General features: G+C 38.7%; 22 protein-coding genes. 10 read left to right on the top strand and 12 right to left on the bottom strand.

What is annotated here, in order from left to right:
* Positions 1-30 precede the first annotated feature (30 nt).
* Positions 31-864 carry a hypothetical protein gene (locus N6B01_RS10045; RefSeq protein WP_262078576.1) on the bottom strand — a complete coding sequence of 278 codons (834 nt, stop codon included), beginning with the start codon at positions 862-864 and terminating at the stop codon, positions 31-33.
* A 363-nt stretch (positions 865-1,227) separates the two neighbouring features.
* Between N6B01_RS10045 and N6B01_RS10050 the strand changes: the two genes are divergently transcribed.
* Positions 1,228-1,824 carry a hypothetical protein gene (locus N6B01_RS10050; protein ID WP_262078577.1) on the top strand — a complete coding sequence of 199 codons (597 nt, stop codon included), beginning with the start codon at positions 1,228-1,230 and terminating at the stop codon, positions 1,822-1,824.
* Here the strand turns inward: N6B01_RS10050 and N6B01_RS10055 are convergent.
* Together N6B01_RS10055 and N6B01_RS10060 are read right to left on the bottom strand one after the other, a co-directional pair.
* Complete coding sequence (locus N6B01_RS10055; protein ID WP_262078578.1) at positions 1,821-1,943, bottom strand: hypothetical protein; 123 nt, start codon at positions 1,941-1,943, stop codon at positions 1,821-1,823. The two genes, N6B01_RS10050 and N6B01_RS10055, sit on opposite strands and share 4 nt — an antisense overlap.
* 267 nt (positions 1,944-2,210) lie before the next feature.
* Positions 2,211-2,813, bottom strand: coding sequence for a rhodanese-like domain-containing protein (locus tag N6B01_RS10060; protein WP_262078579.1), 603 nt, complete (start codon positions 2,811-2,813; stop codon positions 2,211-2,213).
* A 281-nt stretch (positions 2,814-3,094) separates the two neighbouring features.
* On the opposite strand from N6B01_RS10060, the gene N6B01_RS10065 reads away from it, so the two are divergent.
* Both N6B01_RS10065 and N6B01_RS10070 read left to right on the top strand, forming a co-directional pair.
* Complete coding sequence (locus tag N6B01_RS10065; protein WP_262078580.1) at positions 3,095-3,703, top strand: hypothetical protein; 609 nt, start codon at positions 3,095-3,097, stop codon at positions 3,701-3,703.
* 191 nt (positions 3,704-3,894) lie between these two features.
* Positions 3,895-5,115, top strand: coding sequence for an argininosuccinate synthase (locus N6B01_RS10070; protein ID WP_262078581.1), 1,221 nt, complete (start codon positions 3,895-3,897; stop codon positions 5,113-5,115).
* A gap of 162 nt (positions 5,116-5,277) precedes the next feature.
* On the opposite strand, the gene N6B01_RS10075 is transcribed toward N6B01_RS10070, so the two are convergent.
* Genes N6B01_RS10075 through N6B01_RS10090 form a run of 4 tightly spaced genes read right to left on the bottom strand, consistent with a single transcriptional unit; the run spans position 5,278 to position 10,386 of the window.
* Entirely contained in the window at positions 5,278-6,219 is a 942-nt protein-coding gene (locus N6B01_RS10075) for a phosphatidate cytidylyltransferase (RefSeq protein ID WP_262078582.1), read from the bottom strand.
* Positions 6,212-6,883, bottom strand: a complete 672-nt coding sequence (locus N6B01_RS10080) for a lysophospholipid acyltransferase family protein (protein ID WP_182417637.1) — start codon at positions 6,881-6,883, stop codon at positions 6,212-6,214. The genes N6B01_RS10075 and N6B01_RS10080 overlap by 8 nt, the downstream gene beginning before the upstream one ends.
* Complete coding sequence (locus tag N6B01_RS10085) at positions 6,871-8,586, bottom strand: phosphatase PAP2/dual specificity phosphatase family protein (RefSeq protein WP_262078583.1); 1,716 nt, start codon at positions 8,584-8,586, stop codon at positions 6,871-6,873. The genes N6B01_RS10080 and N6B01_RS10085 overlap by 13 nt, the downstream gene beginning before the upstream one ends.
* Before the next feature lie 21 nt (positions 8,587-8,607).
* The gene (locus N6B01_RS10090) at positions 8,608-10,386 is read right to left on the bottom strand and encodes a bifunctional alpha/beta hydrolase/class I SAM-dependent methyltransferase (RefSeq protein WP_262078585.1); all 1,779 of its coding nucleotides are present in this window, start codon (positions 10,384-10,386) and stop codon (positions 8,608-8,610) included.
* A 90-nt stretch (positions 10,387-10,476) separates the two neighbouring features.
* On the opposite strand from N6B01_RS10090, the gene N6B01_RS10095 reads away from it, so the two are divergent.
* Together N6B01_RS10095 and N6B01_RS10100 are read left to right on the top strand one after the other, a co-directional pair.
* On the top strand, positions 10,477-11,064 hold the full coding sequence (locus tag N6B01_RS10095) for a CDP-alcohol phosphatidyltransferase family protein (RefSeq protein ID WP_262078586.1): 588 nt from the start codon (positions 10,477-10,479) through the stop codon (positions 11,062-11,064).
* A gap of 351 nt (positions 11,065-11,415) precedes the next feature.
* Entirely contained in the window at positions 11,416-11,871 is a 456-nt protein-coding gene (locus N6B01_RS10100; protein WP_262078588.1) for an SH3 domain-containing protein, read from the top strand.
* Between the two features lie 588 nt (positions 11,872-12,459).
* Here the strand turns inward: N6B01_RS10100 and proP are convergent.
* From proP to N6B01_RS10125, 5 genes are all read right to left on the bottom strand, one after another.
* Entirely contained in the window at positions 12,460-14,079 is a 1,620-nt protein-coding gene (gene proP / locus N6B01_RS10105) for a glycine betaine/L-proline transporter ProP (RefSeq protein WP_262078589.1), read from the bottom strand.
* An 811-nt stretch (positions 14,080-14,890) separates the two neighbouring features.
* Complete coding sequence (locus tag N6B01_RS10110) at positions 14,891-15,421, bottom strand: DUF533 domain-containing protein (protein WP_182417643.1); 531 nt, start codon at positions 15,419-15,421, stop codon at positions 14,891-14,893.
* A 289-nt stretch (positions 15,422-15,710) separates the two neighbouring features.
* Positions 15,711-16,694 (bottom strand): Hsp33 family molecular chaperone, encoded by a 984-nt coding sequence (locus N6B01_RS10115; protein WP_182417644.1) that lies wholly within the window; start codon positions 16,692-16,694, stop codon positions 15,711-15,713.
* Position 16,695: 1 nt separating this feature from the next.
* Positions 16,696-17,613, bottom strand: coding sequence for an ornithine carbamoyltransferase (gene argF, locus N6B01_RS10120; RefSeq protein WP_262078590.1), 918 nt, complete (start codon positions 17,611-17,613; stop codon positions 16,696-16,698).
* Positions 17,614-17,640: 27 nt separating this feature from the next.
* Positions 17,641-18,822 (bottom strand): aspartate aminotransferase family protein, encoded by a 1,182-nt coding sequence (locus N6B01_RS10125; RefSeq protein ID WP_262078592.1) that lies wholly within the window; start codon positions 18,820-18,822, stop codon positions 17,641-17,643.
* A 972-nt stretch (positions 18,823-19,794) separates the two neighbouring features.
* Here N6B01_RS10125 and N6B01_RS10130 point away from each other — a divergent pair.
* The 5 genes from N6B01_RS10130 to N6B01_RS10150 all read left to right on the top strand — a co-directional run bounded on the left by N6B01_RS10130 (position 19,795) and on the right by N6B01_RS10150 (position 24,094).
* Entirely contained in the window at positions 19,795-20,454 is a 660-nt protein-coding gene (locus N6B01_RS10130) for a GcrA family cell cycle regulator (RefSeq protein WP_262078594.1), read from the top strand.
* Positions 20,455-20,689: 235 nt separating this feature from the next.
* Positions 20,690-21,418: a glycosyltransferase family 25 protein gene (locus tag N6B01_RS10135; protein ID WP_262078596.1), complete on the top strand. Its 729-nt coding sequence runs from the start codon at positions 20,690-20,692 to the stop codon at positions 21,416-21,418.
* Complete coding sequence (locus N6B01_RS10140; RefSeq protein ID WP_262078598.1) at positions 21,419-22,117, top strand: polysaccharide deacetylase family protein; 699 nt, start codon at positions 21,419-21,421, stop codon at positions 22,115-22,117.
* 131 nt (positions 22,118-22,248) lie between these two features.
* Positions 22,249-23,439 (top strand): succinyl-diaminopimelate desuccinylase, encoded by a 1,191-nt coding sequence (dapE, locus tag N6B01_RS10145; RefSeq protein WP_262078600.1) that lies wholly within the window; start codon positions 22,249-22,251, stop codon positions 23,437-23,439.
* Positions 23,440-23,515: 76 nt separating this feature from the next.
* Positions 23,516-24,094: a hypothetical protein gene (locus N6B01_RS10150; protein ID WP_182417651.1), complete on the top strand. Its 579-nt coding sequence runs from the start codon at positions 23,516-23,518 to the stop codon at positions 24,092-24,094.
* The last annotated feature ends 330 nt before the right edge of the window (positions 24,095-24,424 follow it).

Consider the following 24,424-nt stretch of genomic DNA (forward strand, 5'->3'; position numbering starts at 1 on the left):
TTTATTCTTTAAAAATAATTAACCCTTCAATTAATGGGAAATCCATTCAGGAATAAAATATACTGTCCCATTAAAAGGTACTGTGGTTTGCCCCGTGCTAGTAGTGATGGGTACTTCTACGCAATTTTCATTTTCTAGCTTAGCAACTTTATCATTAATATCAGTATTTATTTCAAGGGCACGAAAACCATTGGAATAGCTACCAAGGCTAATTTTACGCTTTAACACCATTTGATAGCTATAGCATTGTTCATTTTGTTTAACATGGGTAACGGTTCTATCCATTACCAATTTGGTCAATTCTGAATCATCGGGGCTTGCAACATTGCCAAGGCCAGCCTTAAATTCATTGTCACGCTCTATCAACAAATAAAGATCGCGTCTTGCTTCTTTAAGGTCTGGTGTTGTTCTTTCAAAATTCATCTGTACGGCGGTTGCACGCTGATCAGGACTTAGCTGATAAAGCGTATCATCAATTGCAATGCTAGATAATTTGGCATCACCTTCAATGATTGCATCTCTTTGAATAAGCTGCTTGGTTACTTTACCGGTTTTAGTGCCAGCTAAGATAAAGGCAATGTCATATTGACAATTTTTTTCGCATTTTTCCTGCCCTTGTGAGGGACGCAGCAAAGTAATATAAGTCATGTCAATATGGTTTGGCGAGGGACGACAAGAGGCAAAGGCTAAAGTGTCAAACTTTAACGCCTTGGCAATATCTTGCACAAATGGCAAATTGCCATCTTGACCATTATTTTGGCAAACCAAGCTATCTGCCTTGGCAAGCCCGATACCACTTAAACCCATAACACTTAGAGATAGCAATGCAGCAAAGGCTGCTTTTTTCATACCATTTTTAATCATTTAAAATGCCATTTATAAAAGAAAGACTCAATCCAACGCCAGTCCAAACCAAGAAATAATACCGATATTATAAAGGGTTGAAAGAAGATAAATGCGTGTATTGGTTTATCCCTACCGTAGACTTTGCACGCATTATAACCACTAATGATTAACATTCCTATCTTTAATGAAAAATAAGCTGAAAAACCACTTCACATTTAATTCATAGCATTAACAAGCTGTTTCTTACATATATTTGGGTATTTGATAGCTAAACGCTCAAAAGGCAGTTGATTAATACAATAAAACATCGCTAAATCACCATCTCATTGGTTTAAATATTTACAAGACATTGACCTCTAAACATAAGATGAAGTGCAAAACATGCTTTATATTTTTACATTAATTAATATTCTTATATTTGCGCGCCAAGCCTTAACCTGCAGACGAGGTGACGCGATTTATAGCGTTATCGGTTTTATATTAAGCGGCACAATCATTTTTCTTTTTGCATATTTTGCAAAAATGCCTATCTGGAATGAATTTAACCAAAAGATTATCAACTTTAAACTATATTTTGCTCTTTTTTGTTTTGTATTCGGCTTCATTTGCATTGTCGGCAAAATGGCATCGCTCAACCGAATTAATGACCAACCAATGTGGGCAATAAAACCACTAAATTTTATTCTTGGTATTATACTTGGTTTCAATGTTAGCTTTCTGTTTGCGTTACATGATAGCGAAATACTACTTATTGAAAATTTGAATAGCATTCCAAATGGTCTTATTATCCATAATATGGTTGTGTTGTTTATCTGCGCGATAATTGCGCTAAGTCTTATTTTAGTTTTAACGTCAAAACCTGTTTATCGTAGCCTAAGGCGTTACCAAGATGTGATTGATCCGGTATTTGGTACTTTATTTGCAGGATTTGGCATCTGGATTGTCTTGGCTGTCGCGCCCTTACGCTTGTATGGTTAGCGTAAAATAATACTATTCTCTTCTTTATCTGACTTGACAGCTTCACCATATTCAATAGCTTCACCTTTGCAACCAGCATGTTCATAATTTTCCAACTTACCATAAACTAGCTTAACCATTTGTGTTCTCATATGGTACACTGTCCGTACCGCAAATATTAAATGAATTACTTCAGCACGTAAGAAGTGATTGCGCAAAGAATGATTTTAAAGCCAATTTTATATTTCGGCACTTTGATGCAATCATCTGCATTCAGACCAAAAAAGTTCGCTATTGTTTAAGTTGTTGGAATATTAAAAAGCGGTTTTTGGAGCGCCGCTTCAAAGGTGATTATAGTACAATCAACCGTTAGCTTATTTCACCTTGAGCAAACTACGCTCAAGCCTTTACTCCTTGGATGAATTAACTTCCCCTTCAAACACAATACGCGGATCAGTAACTGGCACAAGATCAGCTAATTCATAGACATTGGTATAACCATAGCCATATAGATTTATGTAGGTTTGCAAATTAAGGGCCAACATAATCGGCAAACTTGATCCTATAGCCTGCTGATTTATTGCAACCTTTGATGGGAAAGCGCTTGCCAACAAAAGATTATTTTCCTGCCCACTAAAATTATTGTTGCAGTAAATTAAAATAGTGGTGTTTTTATCCGGAATGATCCTTTGCAAAGCCGCTTGAGAAAAATCTGTAAAGTCAAGGTTAATTGCACCTTTTAAATGGGCAATACTAAATGCTCGCGCGGAACGGGCATCCAGCAAAATAACATTATCTTTACGCGAGAGCTCTAAAAATTCATCAAGATGTAAAAGCCGTGTGCTACGATGAGGTTGAACCTTTTTGGCAAGCACAAGAAAATTATCCAAATCAACTAAGGATGGGGGAAGTTGCTCTACACTTACTGAAAGCTTAGAGGTTGTTTCACCTGCAAAAGCTACCGAAAAGCCAAACATAAATATAAATAAACTCGCCATTATATTTTTCATATTTACATCCTAATATAAATATTTCGCTTAATCATATGTTGCCGTATGATAATTTAAAAACCACTATGTAACACAAAGGCCTATATTTATAAAGCATTTAAAAACATGCAGATATTTATTCTAATTATAGAATTTTGATCAAAAATTACTTTATCTTACTAATTATAGCGTTTTTATGACCATCACTTAGGCAAAAGCATTGGCTTAAAATAAATATTGCCAAATTTATAATTAATTGGGATATAACAAGATAAACCAATTTTTAAAGACATGGATATTTCATGCATTTTTTCATATTACAATTTTTGGGTAGTTTCGCTATTTTTATGGCTCTTACCCAGTTTGTTATGTGCGTACAACCGCTATTTTTTATCCGTCAAGCAGTGCTTGGCGGGCGTTATGCAAGCATTATTTCTGTTGCAGGCTTTTTCATAAGCGGCATGATTGCTAGCTGTTTTCTTGGCATGTTCCCTAATATCTATCTTGATTTCATTGAACCTTATCGAACTTATTTCATTCTTGCGCTTTTAGCCTTTTGTTTTTTTTATTGCTTTATCTGTCTAACTGGCCGTTTTACACGATTTGATCAAAATAGATTGCCACTATTTTTTGTTGGTGCATTTCTTGGTATAATTAATTTTGTTTTTTGTACCACATTTCTTATCATGTTTTCAATTTCATTAGGTCGTATCGGCGTTACGTCTTATATTTTTGAAAATTTTGCCATAAGCATTGGTGGTGTTTTCTTAATTCTTACCTTAGCTTATTATTATCTGATTTTACTTTTAACCCTTGCACCAATCGAAAACAAATTAAGCCAAAAGACGCAATATTTAGACCCATTTTTTGCAGTTGGTTTTGCACTTATAGGGTTTTGGTTGCTTCCTTAGATGTTTACAGTGATATGATCCCATACAATTCTTTTTCAAATTTGATAATATGTAAAAAGACATTGTCTTTAAGTATTAAAATCGGTTAAGATTTAAACAATGATTTTTCGAGTTCTATTGCCTGCACATCAGCAATAGCTTGTTAAAGCAAATATATGTTCAACCATTAACAATAAGCCAGGCCTTTTGAAATGAACAAATTCAAAGATGTAAAAAAAGTCGTTCTCGCCTATTCTGGCGGTCTTGATACTTCGATCATCCTAAAATGGTTACAAACCGAATTAGGTGCAGAAGTTGTCACCTTTACCGCTGATCTTGGCCAAGGTGAAGAGCTGGAGCCAGCACGCCGCAAAGCTGAAATGATGGGTATTAAAGAGATCTATATCGAAGATTTGCGCGAAGAATTTGTTCGTGATTTCGTTTTCCCCATGTTCCGTGCCAATGCCGTCTATGAAGGTGTTTATTTGCTTGGCACATCAATTGCCCGCCCGCTTATTTCACAACGTCTCATTGAGATTGCCCGCGATACAGGGGCTGACGCTATTGCCCATGGCGCAACAGGTAAAGGCAATGATCAGGTGCGGTTTGAACTATCGGCCTATGCACTTAATCCAGACATTAAAATCATTGCTCCTTGGCGCGATTGGGCTTTCAAAAGCCGTACAGATTTGATTGAATTTGCTGAAGCTCATCAAATTCCAGTTACCAAAGACAAGCAAGGCGAAGCGCCATTTTCGGTTGATGCTAATCTTTTGCACTCTTCATCAGAGGGCAAAGTATTGGAAGATCCGGCAAAACCAGCACCTGAATATGTGCATATGCGCACCGTTTCACCTGAATCAGCCCCTGATAAAGCCACAACCATTACTATCGGTTTTGAAAAGGGCGATGCTGTTTCCATTAATGGTACACGTCTTTCCCCTGCGACACTTTTGGCAAAGCTTAATGACTATGGTCGTGAAAATGGCATTGGTAGACTTGATCTTGTCGAAAACCGTTTTGTTGGCATGAAATCGCGCGGCATTTATGAAACGCCAGGCGGCACAATTCTTCTTACCGCCCACCGTGCAATTGAATCAATTACTCTTGATCGCGGTGCCGCCCATTTAAAAGATGAGTTAATGCCGCGCTATGCCGAACTTATCTATTATGGTTTCTGGTTCTCACCAGAGCGTAAAATGTTGCAAGCAGCGATTGATCTTAGCCAAGAACATGTTGAAGGTGAAGTAACCTTGAAGCTATATAAAGGCAATGTCATGGTTGAAGGCCGCAACAGCAATAAGTCACTTTACTCAGACAAATTGGTAACCTTTGAAGACGATCAAGGTGCTTATGACCAAAAAGACGCTGCTGGTTTTATTAAGCTTAATGCTTTGCGTTTACGCACCCTTGCGGCCCGTAACCAAAAATAAAGCTTAACCGCTTAAATTTTTATAATAATTCTTAGAGCGCCGATCTGATTGGATCAGATCGGCGCTCTAATCCATTGCTTATAGCACGTTTTTGTCCGAAAACCGCTTCACACTTTTCGGAAAACGCTTTAAAAGCAGCCTACAAAATAGGCTGCTTTTATTTTAAGCATAAAAATATCGCGTTAAATGAAAAAATATCGGTGCGGCAAAAACAAGACTATCGGCACGATCCATCATACCACCATGACCATGAATGATATTGCCCCAATCCTTAACGCCCTTATCACGCTTTATAGCAGAAGCAACAAGCCCACCTAAAAAGCCCATAAGTGCACATAAGCACGCCATAAGTGCTGCAATAAGCGGTGAAAAAGGCGTTAACCAGAATAATGCTGCACCAAGAATTGAGGTTGTGGCAACACCGCCAATAAAACCCGCCCATGTCTTGGATGGCGAAACATGAGGTGCGATGGCTTTATTGCCAAATAATTTACCAAAAACATATTGTAACACATCACTGCCTTGCACAGTGATTAGCAAAAACGCAATTAATAATAGTGGATTTTTATCGTAATCTATAATCAATAGCGTCGCTAATGCCGGTACGTAACTAAGACAATAGGTTGAAAGCATCAAACCCCATTGCAGTTCAGAAACCCGTTCCAAATATCGTTTAGTATCGCCTTTTATCGCCATCCAAGCAGCAGCGGCCAAAAAGCAATAAACGGGAATAAAAATAGTAAAAACACCATACCACTCATACCAAAGTAGAAAATATTGCAGTGGTATAACAATCAAAAATACGCCAACCAATAAACGATGATCGCTACGCGCAGTATAGACAATGGTCAAAAACTCGCGAAATGCAGCAAGCGATGCCAATAAAAACAAAATAATGACACCTTTTTTACCAAATGCAAAGGCGATACCAATAACCAGCACCATAACCCACCAAGCATTGATCCGAGCATTAAGATTGATAAGACCAGAAGAAAGCATACCCTCATGGTGCTGTTTATAAAGCGCCATTAAAATAAGTGAGATCGTACTAGCAATTGCCAAAACGATGAATAGCAAGACAAACAACCATGTCATTTCAGTCATTAATTTTTACCTCTTGCAGCACATCGACATTATTTACGTTTGCCAAAGCCAATAACTCATTTTGCGCGCGATTTAAAAAATCAAGCTTCATTTCACCGTCCTTGATATAAATAGGCGCGCCAAATTGTACACGACATAAGAGTGGAACTGGTATCAGCGCACCTTTTGGCAAAATGCGGGTCATATTGTCAATCCAGCACGGCACTAATCGAATAGTGGGATGCGCTTTTGCTAATTGATAAAGACCGGAGCGGAAGGGCAATAGGCTATTGCCCGACATATTGCGGGTACCTTCGGGGAATATTAATAAGGAACACCCCTTATCAAGCGCACCATCCAAGGCATGCAAAGGATTATTATGGCGGTTAATTTTTTGCCGTTCTATCGTCACGACATTTAAAACATATTGCGCAATATAACGCTTAAAAAATCCGCTATTCCAATAATCTGCGGCGGCTACCGCCCGCAAATTAGGACGCAAATGGCGTGGTAATGCCGCCATAACAACAATAAGATCACCATGGCTTGCATGGTTGGCATAATAAATGGTTTGATCGCCATCAGGTTCAGTTACAAAAAAGCCCTTTACACCAGTAATCACTTTCGCAAGCCCAACAAAAACGACCGCTACCATAAGATCAAAGCTATGCTTCACATAAGCCATAGGAAAGCCTTTATTAAACTGCGATAAAACATCAAACCAGCAATGCCAATAAAGCCAATAGAAACACTAACCCAAAGGCTTTTTGTCATGAGATAAATATTGTTCATTCGCTGTAATACATCATTTGATGGCGGTGCAGCGCGCAATGCTGTACGCAATAAAAAGCGATCTATATTTTGGAGACCTTTAGCAATTGTTGCAGCATGTCGTTGTTTAAAAAACAACCAAGCATCAAACACAAGACGCATAATTAGAAAAAAAGCATAGCCATAAATCATCAGTAAGAGAAAAAATTCCATGCCATAAAGCTGGTCAAAAACATAAGTATAATTAACCATATAATCATAGAGAGGCCAGATAAATAAAGCGACCAAAATAATATTAAAAAAGCAATAAAAAGCAGCTGCAGCAAAAGAAAACCCGCTATCACGCCGTTCATTTGTTTCAAAAACAACCGGGCGATGTTTTTGCAATAATATTTTTGCGCTTGCCATGTCATCGGTGTATTTTTTTGCACATAAATATTTGCCAAGTACAACGGCACTGCGCTGCATACCCAAAGCACAACAAACAAGAACAGGTTCTTGCAGATTGTCGCCAATGGCGGCAACGGCTTTACTCGCTATTTTAATATCTGGCTCAACAAGGTCTAGCATCGGAAAACTATACCAATGTTTTGCCCCCATTGGTTTTTGAAACTCGCCTGTTAGATCAATAATTTTCGAAAATCGTTTCACTTGCTTGAAACTAGGAAAGCGCCCTAAATAAATATTGCCCGCAATTTCATTATATGGAGCAATATTGCGTGTCCATAACCTACTATTTATCAAAGCGCAGAGTCGATAAGGTGCAAAGATCACTAAGGATGCAAAACTAACATTGCCGTCTTGGCTCTTTTGAAAGACTTTTACGCCGGCCCCAATATAGCCAAAACCTAAAAGCGCAAAACAAACCATTGGCCAAAGTGCCAACAAGCCCCAACCATCGGCAAACAACCAATAAGCAATATTACCACAGACGAGAGAAAGACCAAAATAAACCAACGCAATATTTTTTTGGCGAAGATTATCAATCCGCTTAAAATTGCTAAATGGCAATGCGCCCTTTTCAGGGAAAAGCCAAAGGCAAAAAACACCCAATAAAAACCCCGTTGGTATATCAATAAAATGATGTTGATAGGTTGTAAGCACGGAAATTGCGATAAGGGCGCAAAAAATATGCAATAAAACAAGCCAGATGCCGGTTAAGCGCTTACGCCACAAATCCCAAACAATGGTTAACAGTGCAATATGCAATGAGGGCGCTTGGTTATAAGGCTTATCAAAGGCCGCGAGATGATCAAAAAGCTGACCAAATAGGCCAACCGTTTCAGGCTTTATGAGACTTATTTTTAGCGGAAAGAGAATGAAGCAAGCAACAGCGATAAGCTGCGCGGTTAAATAACGCTCGGCAAGTCGGCTTACACCACCTTTATTTTTTTGAATAAACAGCGATAGACCATAAAAAATATTAAGACACCAATAAGGAATAATCGTCCAAGCTAAAAAGGGAATAGCTTTTTCCCACTGATAATAAATTTCACCGATGCCCAAATAATTATCTGCGATTAAATTGGCAAAGCCATAAGAAATATAAAAAAACGGTGCTAAAAATAACAACCACCAAAAGGCATATTTAAAAACCCGTTTTTTAAAATGAATCATATAGCTTTCCCCATCAATGTTTTACCGCCGCTTTGCAATTGAAACGGTAAAGATTCCCCACTTATCGATAAGTTGCGCTTGTTTGTCAAATCCAGCATTTGCAACCAATTGATCCATTTCCGCTTGGCTGCGCCGGCGCATGACCCAAGCTTGTCCCTCCCCATTTTTTTGGCGGTGCGAGGTTAATGCGCGTGCAATCATTTCAAGCTGCGGATGATAAGGTTGATTGGTATAGATAAGATAACCATCCTTATCCATTGCCTTTGCAAGCCCATGCAAAGATTTTGTAATAAGATCATTATCTGCAAATAATTCATAAAGACCTGATACCACCGCAATATTGGGGCGTGGTTCTATCGAGCTTAAACTTGCCTCGTCAAAAGCATCACCTTTTTCAAAACGGGCAAAGCTTTCAAAATTGCGGTCTTTGATGGCTTTACGCCCTGCTTCAATGTTAATGTCGGAATAATCGCGCAATAAAAGGGACGTCGGCTTAATCGCCAAAGTTTTAAGGCTATCCAACACATAACGTCCATGCCCCGCAGCAATATCAACCATATGGATCGGCTTATCTTCCTTGCTCAAATCACCCATTGCTTGCTTTATAAACTGCTCAATATGGATTTTGCGTTGGCGGATACCGCGCCAACCAATAGCATTTAAAAAGGTTTTATCAACCATGCGACCTAAAATACCTTTGCCGCGTGGCAAATCTTCATAAACATAATCAAGGGTCGATCCGGAGTCAAAACCGGTTTTTTGACCAATACCAATGCCTTTTGACAATACACCACCAAGAACAAGATTAGCGCGATAGGCAGCATAATAAAGCCCCTTTGGCTCAAATGAGCCAAGTGGCCGCGCTAATTGATCGGCTTCGCAGCGGGTGTGACCTGTTAAATGACTTTTGGTTAAATCTGCTTTTTGATAGGGCGCACTAAACCGCTCTTCAATAAAGCGCCGCATGTCAATTAAGGCCATATCCCTATTTTTTTCACCTAATGTATCATGATAAAAACCATCAAGAACATGGCGCTCTTTTATCGAACTGCCCAAATTTTCATAAAAAATATGTTGCGGCTTATGATGCACCACCCAATCAGCACCCGATATAAATAATTGCGTTGGTACGTGTATAGCGCCAGCATCACTAACCACGCGATCTGCAACTTCATAAAGCTCTAACAAAATATTGGAAGCAATAACCCGTGAAATGAGCGGATCTTCATCAAATGATTTGATACGAGTTGGATCATGAGAAAGAAATTTAGCTTTAACATAGGAATTAACAAAAAACTGTCCCTTTATTTTTTGCCACACCTTAATACCAGTGCGAGCAAAAGGCACATAAAGCTTTACCTTAAAAGCTGGAGACGCCAAAATCATGGCGCGAATATTGGGTGCATAATCATGAACCCAAGCCGATGCAGTAACAGCGCCTACGCTTTGTGCAATAATTGCAACATCCTCAATTGCAATGTTTTCCTTCTTTATAGTAAAGCGAATAAAATCATCCATATCACGGATCATAGTTGCAAAATCAGGAGCAAAGCCTCGCTTACCTGTAGAATTTCCATGCCCACGCGCATCCCAAGCATAAAAATTATAATCAGGAAGCTCTAACTCATCAACCAAATGGGCCATACGTCCGCTATGCTCATGACCACGATGAAAAAGAAAAATTGCACCTTTTGGTTTTTTATCTTTTACTGGCCAAGCAAGGTAATGTATTGTTTCGCCATCAAAAGTTGTAAATTCGCATTTTTCTACCGTTCTTTTTAACATATCATCTAGAGCCATGCTTGTTACCTTGCTTTTTATTGTGAATTGCATCATGAACTAAATATCTAAACTATTGTCAAACCTTTATAAACAAATAGGGCAGTTTTTGTGTCAATTTATGCTTTAAAGTCTCGTTTTCAAAATTTATTGCGCCCGAGCGTCATTTTTTTGGCAAAAAAGGGTATAACCGCAAATCAAGTGACCATAGCCGCATGCGCGCTTTCAGTTATACTTGGACTTTTTTTAAGCTGGCGCGGCCCCTCACTTTGGTTTTGCCTTTTACCGCTCTGGTTGTTCATTCGTATGGCGTTAAATGCCATTGATGGTATGCTGGCACGCGAGCATAATCAACAAAGCAAACTTGGTGGCTTTTTAAATGAATTATGCGATGTTATTGCCGATAGCGCACTCTATTTGCCCTTTTGTTTTGTTGGCGCCTTTGGACAAATTGTAATGCCACTTATTATCTTTTTAGCCATTCTATCGGAATATGCTGGTGTTATGGGTCCACTTATTGGTGGTACTCGCCGCTATGATGGGCCGATGGGCAAAAGTGACCGCGCTTTTGTTTTTGGTGCATTAGGGCTGTGGGTTGGCTTAGCTGTCAACCTGCCGAGTTGGAGCATATTTATTGCTTGGCTAATAATCGCACTACTCATTGTTACAATTATAAAGCGCGTCATCAATAATCTATAATGGCGCTATTTTCGTCCAGAAGCTTATTTTCATAAAATCTAATATATTCAGTCAATAAATATTTCTATATTTATAAAAAATCTTGAAACCTTTTTTAAGCTGCGCCGTTATGTAGGTACAAAGGCTGACAAATGGCAAATAAGCCAATCTTTACTAAAAGGCAGCTTCAACAATTAATCGAATAAACCGGAAGAATTTAACAACAGGAAGCCAATAACGCTTCCCGTTAACAGTCTAACCTTGTCAAAATTTGAAGCAAATAAGCGCGAAACGAGTTTTCGCCAATGGAGAAGCTTTGCTTAAAATTATGGGTTTGTGCGGTTCTTCCATAAAAATTAAAGGATTAAGATCATGAACCGTTTTGTAAAATCAATTATCGTTGCTTCAACTCTAGCAATTGCTGCAATCGGTAGCACTTTTACAGCACAAGCAACCACAATTTCAGCCCCTGCCTTATCATTGCATAATGCACCTGCAAATGGTGCCGCAATAACAAGCACAATTGCTAAGGGGACTGAAGTTAATGTTGGTGTTTGTAATTCAGCTTGGTGCTATGTGACTGCAGGAAACCAAAAAGGTTGGGTTGAAACCAATAAGCTTTCAACACAATTGGCTGCTGCAAATAGCCGTGCTCGCTCAATGGCAGTTAGCGGTGGTGTAGGTGGTAGTGCTGGCGCAACAGGTGGCCGTACCGCATCTGCTGGCTTAAATATTTCAATTACTATTGTTCCTGAAAAGTCAGAAGCAAAGGCCGCAAACCAAAGCCGCATTAATGTTGCTAAAATTGCACCACAGCATTTGCGTTAAAAATTTCAAAAATCCCCGTTAGCTAAAATCAAGCTAACCAATTGGCCTATCTGATTTCATGATCGATCAGATAGGTCTTTTTTGTTTCAAAATTGACTAGCCAATAGCTTTTTCGTGCAGCACTCAAAAATAATCAATCCATCAAAATTTGCTCGAAAGTAACCATAAATTCGTAAACGAAACTTAAATAACCAACTAGTCTTTTGCAATGTTCACTCAAAATAAAAGCCATATACCACTAAGAAACATATCTTTAAGGTATATGGCTCTATTTTAATCATATGGGTTTAGGGGCAAGACCTATTAATTTAAAGAAACAAGCCCAATAAACATCAAAATATACAATTTTTAATGTAAAGAGGAGATAAGCGAAAAATGAGTGGTATACCCATTTGAGCTTTACGACACAGTAGAGTGCAGCAGTTTTTGTAGCCTTTTAAGATACAAGAAAATTTTCGCGATAACTTTATCAAAGAGCCTGGAAAATACTTATATTTCTCAGCAGCTCTTCTCTTGTTCTCTCAAAAATTTCCTTATACTATTTCATTTAAATTAACGGGTCCTGCCCCTAATTTCAAGTAAGAATTATCAGCTTAGTTTTGGATGTTGATCGATCAATTCCTGACGCTTTTCTTCCAATTCTGCGATTTTATCATCAATTGCACTGATGCTCTCTTCAACTTTGTCAAAGTGCTCTTGTTTTTTATCCTCAAGACCAGATATTTTGTCATCAATAGCATTGATATTTTCCTCGGCCTTTTCAAAATGTTCTTGCTTTTTATCTTCAAGACCAGAAATCTTATTCTCAATCGCATTCACATTTTCTTCAATGCGATCAAAATGCTCGGCCAAAACTTGTTTAGCTTCAGAACGGGACGAGGCGACTGGTATCGCATCCATCAATGGTTGATTAGCTGTTTCATGCACTTTCATGCCAACCACCAAGCCGATTACGGCAACAACCATTAGATAGAATGCGGGCATATAAAGATTGCCTGTTTGAGCAACAAGATAAGCTGCTAAAGGCGGTGTAATACCAGCAACCATAACGGAAATATTAAACGATATAGCTAGCGTCCTAAACCGTACTTCGGTTGGAAATAATGCGGGCAAAACAGATGCCATGACACCAATAAAACAACAAAGAATAAGCGCGAGAATAGTAAAGCCCAATGCGATAAATAATACATTATGATGTTGGATTAGCCAAAAACTTGGCACAGCTAGCATAAGCAATGCTAAAGCACCACCAACGAGAAAAGGCTTACGTCCAATTTTATCGCTTAAGAACCCTACCAATGGCTGAATAAACAACATAAAAGCCATTACAATTATAATAATCAACATGCTATGATCGTAATTATAATGCAAACTTACCTCAAGATAATTGGGCATATAGGTAAGCAACATATAATAAGTAGTATTGGTAACAATCACAATGCCACAGCTCAAAACGATGTTGAGCCAATTATCCATAAAAATCTTTTTGACTGATGTTGAATTATCGCGGTCAGATTCTTCCAAATTTTGGAAAGTTGGGCTTTCATCAAGAGATTTACGTAAATAAAGACCGATAAAACCCAAAGGTAAAGACAATAGAAATGGAATGCGCCAACCCCAGCTTTCCAAGTTTTCAGTGCCTAGCACTGCCGACAAGAGTGAAACGGTACCAGCCCCAGCCAAAAAGCCAACAATTGAACCAAAATCCAACCAACTTGCTAAAAAACCGCGCTTTTTATCGGGAGAATATTCAGAAACGAACACAACCGCACCTGAATATTCACCGCCAACTGAAAGCCCTTGAATAATCTTTGCAAGTAGTAAAAAAAACGGCGCAAATAGGCCAATTTTTTCATAAGATGGTATGATGCCAATACAAAAAGTACTAGCCGACATCATGATAATAGTAAAAGAAAGAATAGATTTGCGGCCAATCTTATCGCCCAAAATACCGAAAATTGCGCCACCTAATGGTCGAAACAAGAAAGGCACAGAAAAGAGCATTAAAGTAAAAATTAGCTGCATGGTGGGCGATGCGTCGGCAAAGAACACCTTACCAATAATAACGGTTAAAAACCCATAAACACTAAAATCAAACCACTCAACTGCATTGCCAAGTCCTGTCGCCGAAATAACCTTTTTCAATTCACTATTACTAACAATAGGAATATCATCAACCTTTAACGGTTGTTGCTCTGCTTGAGACATATCTTACTCTCTATTTTTAATTACATTAAAGTGGAGTTAAAGGGAGACGCAAAAATGCAAAGTATAAGAATATAAATTCTTAAAAATGCCTACAAAATGACAAGTATTGTCAAATAGACAAATTCCCTAAGTTTCACAAATAAGCCATCTTTATAACACATTAATTTCAAAATTTCAAGTTTTTTAATTTTTTTATAAAATTATACGAAAACAGGGCTACAAGTCAGTTTCCAATATTAATTTTAATATAATTATTAAAACTCTAGCAAATTTTTAATCCGCCATATATTTATGCCGTTATAAAAAATAAAACGCCATATATTGCATTTTCAAAGATATTTATTTTCGATTAGTTTAATATTTTCAATTCGTTTGATATCTTCAATTAGTGTGAAAAATGCAAAAGTCTAGGGACACTGCAAATAAATCCAATAATAATGTCAGAATAACATATTTGATAAATATCAAAGCGTTGCAATAATAAATCACAATATTTACTTATTTTAATATAATACTAAACTTATTTATATTTACTTTAACTTCAATAATGCGTGCTTATTTTAATATCTCAATGAGAAAGTTAATTTTAAGTCTTAGCAACTTTACCATTAAATAGATTTTTAATAACGGATATAAATACATTTATATATTCGCGCGTGCCTTTGATATAAATTCTAGCAAACTTTGTGACTATTAATGCTTCAAAACTAAGCATAAAAGCACCAACCCAATTCCTATTTAATAATTGTGAAAAAACACAAAAGTAATGAAAAATTCCACTTACTTTTGTGTTTTACTTGGGGCATGCAAATTAATCTTCGTTGGTTAGTTGTCCGCCGTGATTATTATGCATCAAGGTAATCATATCAAACGCAATTTTCTGTAATTCGGTGTCAGACAAGGAAATTTGCGACCGAAGCTCCAATAGATGGTCTTTTTCGTCTGATGACGATGTTAGCAAACTAGAAAAATAAGCTTTTGTGTAATAGGAGTTAGCTTTTGCTTCATCAATTACCGCATCAAGATTGATAGGGCTTTCTAAATGATCTATCAGCGATTTTTTGTAATAATCACCAAGATCCGAATTATAGATCAAATCTACAATTTCTTCTTTTTGTTCACTGCTTATGTGATGAGAGCTTTTAGCTTCATGAATTTTTGAACGCAACAAAGGAATTATAAAAAAGGCGGAGTCGAAGTTATAAGTGTCTATATCTTTCGCGTAATCTATAAGACCATTATTTGTCTCATTCACGCTAACACCATCTGACGAAGCAATATGTTGCTCCCAAAAATCCTTGCTTTGCTGCGAAGTTATATTTTTGAAAATCGATATACCCATGATCTGTATCCACCCTATTAGCTAAACAGCAATAAATAATTTGCAAAATGCTAAATTAGAACGATCGACACCGATTTGAGTTCCATAAAAAAATTATTTTATTTATTATATTTGTATTAAAAAATAAAAATTCGATGCCGCGATTTACCCTGTACCTTTTCGTAAAATATGAATAAGCAGCATAGAAACTAAAATGGGCGCTGCCTACAGGTAACGCCCATTTTAAAATTCTCAACAAAGTAGTTTTTCAAACCCATAAATGAAATAGATTTGAAGATTAGCGAAAAAATTAACTCTTCAAAAAATCTGCAGGATCAAAATCATAATGGGTAGAGCAAAACTCGCAGGTGACGGATATTTTACCATCTTCGGTGCTATCGGCAATTTCTTCCGCACTCAAAGTACTTAATACATCATAAATCTTCTCGCGTGAGCATGAGCAATCATCAATAATAGTTGTTGCCTCAAATACGCGCACTCCTTGTTCATGGAACAAGCGATACAGCAAACGCTCTGAAGGAACATCAGGATCGGTCAATTCATCACTTTCAACCGTATTGACCAAAGCTTCCACTTCTTCCCAATGGGCTTCTTGATGCTTCTTTTGTTCTCCTGCATCTTCCCCCATCTGCAAAGTAGATTGCGGCAAGAACTGCACCAACAAACCACCAGCGCGCAATGACACACGTGCTTTACCATTGCTGTCACGGTCGTGCAACTCGGCAACGGCAAGGCGCACTTGCGTTGGAATTTGCTCTGATTGCCTAAAATAATTCACTGCAATTTCTTGCAAATTAGAACCATCAAGCGCAACAATACCTTGATAAAGCTGCATATTTGCACCTTGATCAACAGTTAGAGCCATGGTGCCCTGCCCCAACAGCTCTTCAGGCGAGGTTTTATTTGCGGCAATTGCATCATTTAGCGCATCTTCATCAAAGCGGGCATAGGCTCGCAAATTAGCTGGCGTTGTATAATCGCAGACCAAAAGGTTAACAGGCCCGTTAGAGCTTGTCTGCACAATTAACTTACCTTGAAATTTTAGTGAGCTACCAAGTAAAATAGTAAGCACCATAACTTCGGCCAATAGTTTTGAAACTACTGAAGGGTAGTTATGACGATCAAGAATGGAATTAAGCGAGGCGCCCAGTTGCACAGCCCGACCGCGTGCATCAAGGCGTTCAACCTCAAAAGGCACGACTGCATCATCGCCGGCAAAAACATAATCGCCTATTCTTACTTCTTCATCTCTAAATTCTGACTTTTGTGTCAACTTATGACTCCATACACCATTTTATAATGGCTTTTTGTGCGTGCAAACGGTTTTCTGCTTCGTCAAAAACAACAGAATGAGGACCGTCAATCACACCATCAACGACTTCTTCACCACGATGGGCTGGCAAACAATGCATAAATAATGCATCAGGTTTGGCAAGCGCCATCAAAGCTTCATTGACTTGATAAGGCATGAAGATTTCATTTTCACGAGCACGAAATTCTTGCCCCATGGAAACCCAAGTATCGGTTACGATGCAATCTGCATCTGTTGCCGCTTTTTGTGCATCTCTTGTCAACTCAATATCGCAGCCGCGCTCCAAGGCCCAATCCACAAATTTTTGCTGTGGTTCGCTTCCCTCTGGCGTTGCTATGCGCAGCTTGAATTTAAGAAGTGTTGCCGCTTCAATCAAGGAGTGAAGAACATTATTACCATCGCCCATCCAAGCAAAGGTCTTCCCTTCTACTGGGCCACGATGTTCTTCAAAGGTCATGATATCAGCCAGAATCTGGCAAGGATGGGTATCATCAGTCAAGCCATTAATAACCGGAACGCCTGCATATTGAGCCATTTCCAGCATACGATCATGTGTCGTTGTGCGGATCATGATGATATCAACAAAACGTGAAATAACTTGCGCTGTATCTGCAATGGTTTCACTATGGCCTAACTGCATTTCAGAACCGGTTAACATCAAAGTCTCACCGCCCAATTGCCGCATGCCAACATCAAAAGAAATTCGGGTACGCGTTGACGGCTTTTCAAAAATCATTGCCAAAACTTTTTCTGCTAAAGGTTTTGTACGGCGGCCTGCCTTTAATTCAGCCTTCATAAATTTGGCATCATCTAAAATAGCGCGTAAACCCTCCCCGGAAAAAGCGGAAAGATCGGTAAAGCTACGAGTATTATCAACCATTTTTTATTAATTTCCCTGAATTTTTGATTATTTTAGATGATTAAGGGCTGCTTCAACCCGTTGTAACGCATCGCGTATTTCTTCAGCCGTAACATTTAGTGGTGGCAAGAAACGTACAATATTACCACCAGCACCAACGGTTAATAATTTTTCTTGGCGTAATGCAGCAATAAGATCCGTATTAGGGATCACGCAATGTAAACCAGTCAATAGACCTTTACCACGCACATCATCAACAATATGAGGATAGGTATCAATTATGGCAACTAGACCTTGCTTCAATTCATTAGCCATAAGATTAACATGATCAAGAAAGCCCGGACTCAATATAATATCAAGCACTGCATTGCCGGCCGCCATAGCGAGTGGATTACCACCAAAGGTCGAGCCGTGACTACCTGCTGTCATTCCCTTTGCCGCTTCGCTAGTTGCAAGACAAGCCCCAACCGGAAAACCACCACCAATACCTTTGGCAATTGCCATAATATCAGGTGTAACACCTGTCCACTCATAAGCAAATAATTTGCCCGTTCGACCAATGCCACATTGCACTTCATCAAAGATAAGCATTAAACCGTGTTCATCACATAATGCCCGCAACATCTGCATTGTTTCATTGGGCACAGGACGCACACCGCCCTCACCCTGCACCGGCTCAATTAAAATAGCGGCGGTTTCATGATTGATAGCAGCTTTAAGTGCGTCATTATCACCAAATGGCACTTGATCAAAACCCTGCGCCTTTGGCCCAAAACCTTCAAGATATTTTTCTTGCCCGCCAGCAGCTAGGGTTGCTAGGGTGCGGCCATGAAAAGCCCCTTCAAAAGTAATAATGCGATAACGCTCTGGATTACCGTTAACGTAATGATAGCGCCGTGCAGTTTTAATCGCACATTCAATCGCTTCAGCTCCAGAATTGGCAAAAAATACCTTTTCAGCAAAGCTTGCATCGCAAAGACGCTGTGCTAATTTTTCCTGCAATGGATTTTCAAACAAATTGGAAAGATGCCAAACCTTTTCAATCTGCCGTTTCATAGTTTCAACCAAGTGGGGATGATTATGACCAAGGGCGTTAACCGCCACACCAGACGTAAAGTCTAAATATCGATCGCCTTCTTGCGTATAGAGCCATGGCCCTTCTCCTCGCTCAAAGCGCAAATTGATACGAGCAAATGTATCATAGAGCGGTGAGGCATCAGGCGTTTTCATATTTTTTAGTCTCCAACTGTTTAAAATTAATTATAATAGCGGTCTTGATCTTGACCTAGAAGAAAACTGACACATGTTAATAGATTGATAAATTGGGCAATCAATATCCATGTAATCGAGCGTTAAAATCACTATTGTGCCCGATAGATAAAATGTCAATCAGGCATTAAAAAAAGGAGGAGAGAAGTTAGAACTTTTTTGATTTTTCCATAAAATATGACCAAGATGCACCTTACAGAACACAAATTTTAGTAAACATCATAGGTTGCGTGCTAAAATATAATTGATAAATTTTCATCTAATCAGTTTTATTTTTGGGAACATATCAAAACTCAGTTAATTATAAAAAGGGCTACAGCCGCAATAATATCTAATATCGCAATATAGATATGATGATTTTATTGATGCGATACGCCTAATTTTTTATAAATCAACTTCATAATTTTACAGAGATTTTATGCTGTAGCGCTAATTTAAATCCTGTAAATGCAAATTGACGATTGCAAAATAAGGGATGAACCCCTATTTAAAGTTCACTTAGTAAACAAAAAGCACTTTTTCAATTTCAAAAACTAAAAAGTTTTGATAGTGAGGGAGCAAATATTTGTTTTAAGATGTTTTTAAACAGCTAATTTTGGGTAAAGATGCAAATGTATAATCAATTTGTTATGTTTTGCGCATTTGATATGTATCAACATGACAATAATTTGTGGCAAAATTTATCAAACTTGACCAAAACCAAATGAAAGCTGTGAGATATAAACAAGACATCTTGCCTTGAAGTCCTACAATATGTAGCTTAAGATTAATATAACCACATATAGTGGTGCATTTGGATTACTTACATAACATATGGTTAGCACGATAAATCAAACTTGGAGCAATGCCCAATTTGGGGTTTTATTTTGTTTAACATTCAATATGCGGATAAGTTTAATTGAAAATGCACGAAAGAGATAATGGAGTCCTGGTATGAACTGGACAGATGAGCGTGTCGAGCTTTTAACTAAGCTTTGGGCCGAAGGTTTGAGCGCAAGCCAAATTGCTGCGCAACTTGGTGGCGTAAGCCGTAATGCTGTTATTGGTAAGGTACACCGCCTGAAATTGTCGGGCAGAGGTAAAACGACCAAGGCGCAACCACGGGCACCTAAGGCTACAACACAAACCAGTGCACCAGCCGTTGAAGAAACAGTAAAGCAAACAGCTGCAAATTCTGCACCGCGCGTTGCTCGCCCTGTGGCTGAAAAGTCAACGCCGCGTGTTGAACCAATCTCAAGCGATACACGCCCTCGCAAAATGGAAGCTGCATCAACAATGCGTGCGGCGCCACAAGCTGAGCGCGAACCACGTCCTCAAACGACGTTCTCAACAAGTAGCGTCAAGGTTGATTTTGCTGCTAATGCTGCCGCCGATTTTGATGCGTCATTAACTGACAGCAAAGTTGTGCCCATGAAGCGCAATTTAACGCTTTTGCAATTGACTGAAAGCACATGTAAATGGCCAATTGGCGATCCGCTTAATGAAGACTTCCATTTTTGTGGTGCAGATTCTGGTGAATCTAGTCCTTATTGCAGCTTTCATTCTAAAATTGCTTTTCAACCAATTTCGGACCGCCGCCGCGTTCGCGCATAGCGTCAGACCGTAGTAATTTAGAACATAAAGAAATAATTTAAATGAAAGCGAAGGGTTGCAATGCACCTTTCGCTTTTTGCTTTTGTTCTTTTACCTAAGATTTAAAACAACATTTTATTGCCAATAACTAAATTAAAAGCGGTTTGACAGTTTATCCTTGTAGCAATTATGATAAACGCCATATTTAAGGGAATAGAGTCAAATAGGATTGCAAAACAATGATGGTGAATAAATCATGTCAAAAATAAAGGCTTTCATCATTCATTTAGAACGCGCCAAAGATCGTCAAGCCCAGGTTGAAGCATTAATCGCTTCTTTGCCTTTTACCGGTGAAACCACTGCTGCAATTGACGCCAATGCACTTAATCAAAGCGTGATTGATAGTCATTACAAGGCGAAGATCCACCAACCCTTTTATCCATTTACTTTATCACGCACTGAAATTGCATGCTTTTTATCACATCGTAAAGCATGGCAAGAAATCGTTGACCAAGATATAAACGGCGCTTTTATTTTTGAAGATGACGTCACTTTAACCAAGGACTTTGAATTAAGCTTTGCAACCGCTTTACCTTTTATGAATGACGATACTTATATCCGCTTTCCCTTTCGTGAACGCGAAACCGGCAAAATACTTGCACAAAATCAAAATCACCGTTTGATTGAACCCTGCCCTGTTGGGCTTGGTCAGGTTGCGCAATATATCGGCCGCAATTGCGCTCAAAAACTTTTAGACGCAACAATGCAATTTGATCGCCCCGTTGATACAACTATCCAAATGTTTTGGCTAACAAATGTTAGGCCATTATCAATTTTGCCAGGAGGCGTTAGCGAAATTTCTGCCTCGCTTGGTGGGTCAACAGTGCAAAAGAAACCACGGTTTCTAGATAAATTACGCCGTGAAATCTTGCGCCCTCTTTACCGCAAGCGCATAGCACGCCTATCTCGGCAAAGGAGTTTATAGATGGCCGTTCCTATTTTATTATATCATCATATAGATGAGCCTCCACCATCAGGTACACCATCGCGCAGCAATTATGTTAGCCCAAAAAACTTTGCGAAACAAATGGCTTGGCTTAATCGTCTTGGCATCAAAGGGCTATCGCTTAAGGATGCAATGCCTTATATCCTTGAGCAGAAAAAAGGCCGCATCGCCGTAATTACTTTTGATGATGGTTTTCTTTCAGTTTTTGAAAACGCTATGCCTATTCTTAATCAACATGGCTTTACTGCTACCAACTATTTTGTTGCAGATGAGATAGCCGGCCAAAATAATTGGGATAATCCAAAAGCCAAACGCGCAGCATGCATGGATATTGGTCAGGTAAAGCAATGGTTAAGCCATGGTCATGAAGTTGGCAGCCACACCTTAACCCATCCGCATTTGAGCCAATTATCAAGCGACATGGCTTTTACTGAAATTAATCAATCAAAACAAAATCTGGAAACAGCCTTGAATATTAAACTATCAAGCTTCGCCTATCCTTATGGCGATGAAAATGACGAGATTCGCCACATTGTGCAGCAAGCCGGCTATAGCAATGCCGTTACGACACGGCGCGGACGCGCAAAAAGCCAAGATAATGCTTTTGAATTACCGCGCCACAGCGTGCGGCGTAATGATAGCGCTTTTCATTTCTTACTAAAATGCTTAATCCGTTAATTAAATTTTGTAAAAAGGTTAAGAATATCGCCAGTAGAATTATCTAGCCGCAAGGCTAAAAATAATATAGCCCTATTTAAAGTTTTATAAGCCCCAAACTTACACGCTAACTATTTTACAGAAGGCACGTCATGAATCTTGAAAACCCAGTAGATATTTTGCAAAAGCTAATTCGATGCCCATCTATTACCCCAAATGAGGGCGGTGCTTTATCACTTTTGCAAAATATCGGTGAAGATCTTGGTTTTAAAGTAGAGCGACCAATTTTTAAGGCAGAAAATACACCTGATATTGAAAATCTTTATGCCCGCTTTGGAACAGGCGGACGACATTTAATGTTTGCAGGACACACCGATGTTGTGCCAACGGGCGATGAACAATCATGGAGCCACCCACCTTTTGCTGCCGACATTGCTAATGACCTTCTTTATGGCCGTGGCGCGGTAGATATGAAAGGTGGCATTGCTTGTTTTCTTGCGGCTTTCGCACGGTTTTCAAACAAACAACCAGTGGACAAGCCTTTCAATAATAGTGTCTCCTTGGTGATTACCGGTGATGAAGAAGGGCCTGCAATTAATGGCACAGTAAAACTGTTAGAATGGGCCAAAATAAAAGGAGAAACTTGGGATAGCGCGCTTGTTGGTGAACCAACAAACCCAAATTTTCTTGGTGAAATGATTAAAAATGGCCGGCGCGGTTCACTGTCTGGGGTTGTTAGCATTAATGGTCAGCAAGGCCATGTTGCCTATCCCCACCTTGCTAATAATCCACTACCTTATCTGTTACAACTTGCCCATAGCCTAATTGCAACCCCACTAGATCAAGGCACTGCGCAATTTCAGCCAAGCAATTTAGAACTAACCACTATTGATACTGGTAATAATGCAACCAATATCATACCCGGTAAAGCAAGCTTCCGCTTTAATATACGTTATAATGATTGTTGGAATGTAGATAGCTTACAGGCAGAAATAATTAAGCGTCTAGAAAAAGCTGCAAGCCAATTTGAAAAAGAAGAAAAACAAAACACTATAGCTTATAGTGTTAACTGGCTTGCTAATCCCGCCGATGTCTTTGTAACCCATGATGAAACACTAATCCATTCTTTAAACAAGGCCATTAAGGAAGTAACTGGAAGTGAAGCCAAACTTTCCACGTCTGGTGGCACATCAGATGCCCGCTTCATTAAAAATTATTGTCCAGTCGTTGAATTTGGTTTGGTTGGACAAACAATGCATAAAATTGATGAATGTGTAAGCATCCATGACCTTGAAAAGCTAACCCAAATTTATGAAAAATTTTTAGATGCATTTTTCGCATAGTAATGAGTAACGACGGCATGCTTTAGCATTCCTAAAAAATACATCATTGCTTAAAACCAAAGGATAGCCAATAAAAATGCTTGATATTGAAACTCTTAAAAAGCGCTTAATCAGCATTTTTAAAATTGGTATCGGCCAATATGAAAGACTTGACGAGCTTGACCTGACATCAGGCGGGTTTTGGTTATCCTTCAAAGCTATTCTAGTTGCAATTCCTATTTTAATTATAGATGCAGCTATGAGCGCTCATTTTGACAAAAAGGGGCATGGTCTTGCTGAGTTTATTTTTGGTCAAAGTCTGATTTTGTTAACGTCTTGGTTTTTGCCACTGCTCGTTATTTTTGCTTTAGCTAACATGTTAAACTTTAAAAGCAAGCTTATTATATTCACTATTGCGTATAATTGGTTACAGGCATTTATTAATCTTTGTTCACTGCCTGTCTCAATTCTGCTTTTACTTATTCCTGAGGGGGCAGATATTCTGCTATTCCCTATCCTTTTCTTATTGATTTTTTTAATTTATATCAGCTTTCGTGTTTTCGATGCCGTATTACAAGAAAGCTTTGGCTTTACCATTGGCTTGTTTTTACTTTATTTTCTCACATCGGTTCTTGCTGAAATGATGATTATCCAATTATTCGGCTGGAATTCTTGAATTTTAATATCTGTCTCATCAATATAGTCTAAAATTAGGGTAGAACCACAATGGGATTTTTTTGAAATTTCGCAATCGTTTTTCAAGTTTTGCAACATATTTCAATAGCCGTTTATTATCTTTGGTGCGTGCACTGATAGACCATCATGCTGGCTTTATTAAACGTTCTTCAATATCTAGGTAACTTAAACAATAGCTAAGAGCCTTGTTTGTAGCTGGCAAGATAGTCACAGCGGTAATGTATTCAACTCATACAATTGGCCTTAAAATTATTCTTTGCCCAACCGCCTTTTCTATACTGAAATAATTTGCTCTTTAATCTTGCTAGCA

It is taken from the genome of Bartonella sp. HY406 (assembly GCF_025449315.1).
Taxonomy (GTDB): Bacteria; Pseudomonadota; Alphaproteobacteria; order Rhizobiales; family Rhizobiaceae; genus HY038.

Bases quoted from the DNA above. Each gene is read 5' to 3' on its own strand.
- N6B01_RS10045 (WP_262078576.1), bottom strand. From the start codon at position 864: ATGATTAAAAATGGTATGAAAAAAGCAGCCTTTGCTGCATTGCTATCT.
- N6B01_RS10050 (WP_262078577.1), top strand. From the start codon at position 1,228: ATGCTTTATATTTTTACATTAATTAATATTCTTATATTTGCGCGCCAA.
- N6B01_RS10055 (WP_262078578.1), bottom strand. From the start codon at position 1,943: ATGGTTAAGCTAGTTTATGGTAAGTTGGAAAATTATGAACATGCTGGT.
- N6B01_RS10060 (WP_262078579.1), bottom strand. From the start codon at position 2,813: ATGAAAAATATAATGGCGAGTTTATTTATATTTATGTTTGGCTTTTCG.
- N6B01_RS10065 (WP_262078580.1), top strand. From the start codon at position 3,095: ATGCATTTTTTCATATTACAATTTTTGGGTAGTTTCGCTATTTTTATG.
- N6B01_RS10070 (WP_262078581.1), top strand. From the start codon at position 3,895: ATGAACAAATTCAAAGATGTAAAAAAAGTCGTTCTCGCCTATTCTGGC.
- N6B01_RS10075 (WP_262078582.1), bottom strand. From the start codon at position 6,219: ATGACTGAAATGACATGGTTGTTTGTCTTGCTATTCATCGTTTTGGCA.
- N6B01_RS10080 (WP_182417637.1), bottom strand. From the start codon at position 6,883: ATGGCTTATGTGAAGCATAGCTTTGATCTTATGGTAGCGGTCGTTTTT.
- N6B01_RS10085 (WP_262078583.1), bottom strand. From the start codon at position 8,586: ATGATTCATTTTAAAAAACGGGTTTTTAAATATGCCTTTTGGTGGTTG.
- N6B01_RS10090 (WP_262078585.1), bottom strand. From the start codon at position 10,386: ATGGCTCTAGATGATATGTTAAAAAGAACGGTAGAAAAATGCGAATTT.
- N6B01_RS10100 (WP_262078588.1), top strand. From the start codon at position 11,416: ATGAACCGTTTTGTAAAATCAATTATCGTTGCTTCAACTCTAGCAATT.
- proP (WP_262078589.1), bottom strand. From the start codon at position 14,079: ATGTCTCAAGCAGAGCAACAACCGTTAAAGGTTGATGATATTCCTATT.
- N6B01_RS10110 (WP_182417643.1), bottom strand. From the start codon at position 15,421: ATGGGTATATCGATTTTCAAAAATATAACTTCGCAGCAAAGCAAGGAT.
- argF (WP_262078590.1), bottom strand. From the start codon at position 17,613: ATGGTTGATAATACTCGTAGCTTTACCGATCTTTCCGCTTTTTCCGGG.
- N6B01_RS10125 (WP_262078592.1), bottom strand. From the start codon at position 18,822: ATGAAAACGCCTGATGCCTCACCGCTCTATGATACATTTGCTCGTATC.
- N6B01_RS10130 (WP_262078594.1), top strand. From the start codon at position 19,795: ATGAACTGGACAGATGAGCGTGTCGAGCTTTTAACTAAGCTTTGGGCC.
- N6B01_RS10135 (WP_262078596.1), top strand. From the start codon at position 20,690: ATGTCAAAAATAAAGGCTTTCATCATTCATTTAGAACGCGCCAAAGAT.
- N6B01_RS10140 (WP_262078598.1), top strand. From the start codon at position 21,419: ATGGCCGTTCCTATTTTATTATATCATCATATAGATGAGCCTCCACCA.
- dapE (WP_262078600.1), top strand. From the start codon at position 22,249: ATGAATCTTGAAAACCCAGTAGATATTTTGCAAAAGCTAATTCGATGC.
- N6B01_RS10150 (WP_182417651.1), top strand. From the start codon at position 23,516: ATGCTTGATATTGAAACTCTTAAAAAGCGCTTAATCAGCATTTTTAAA.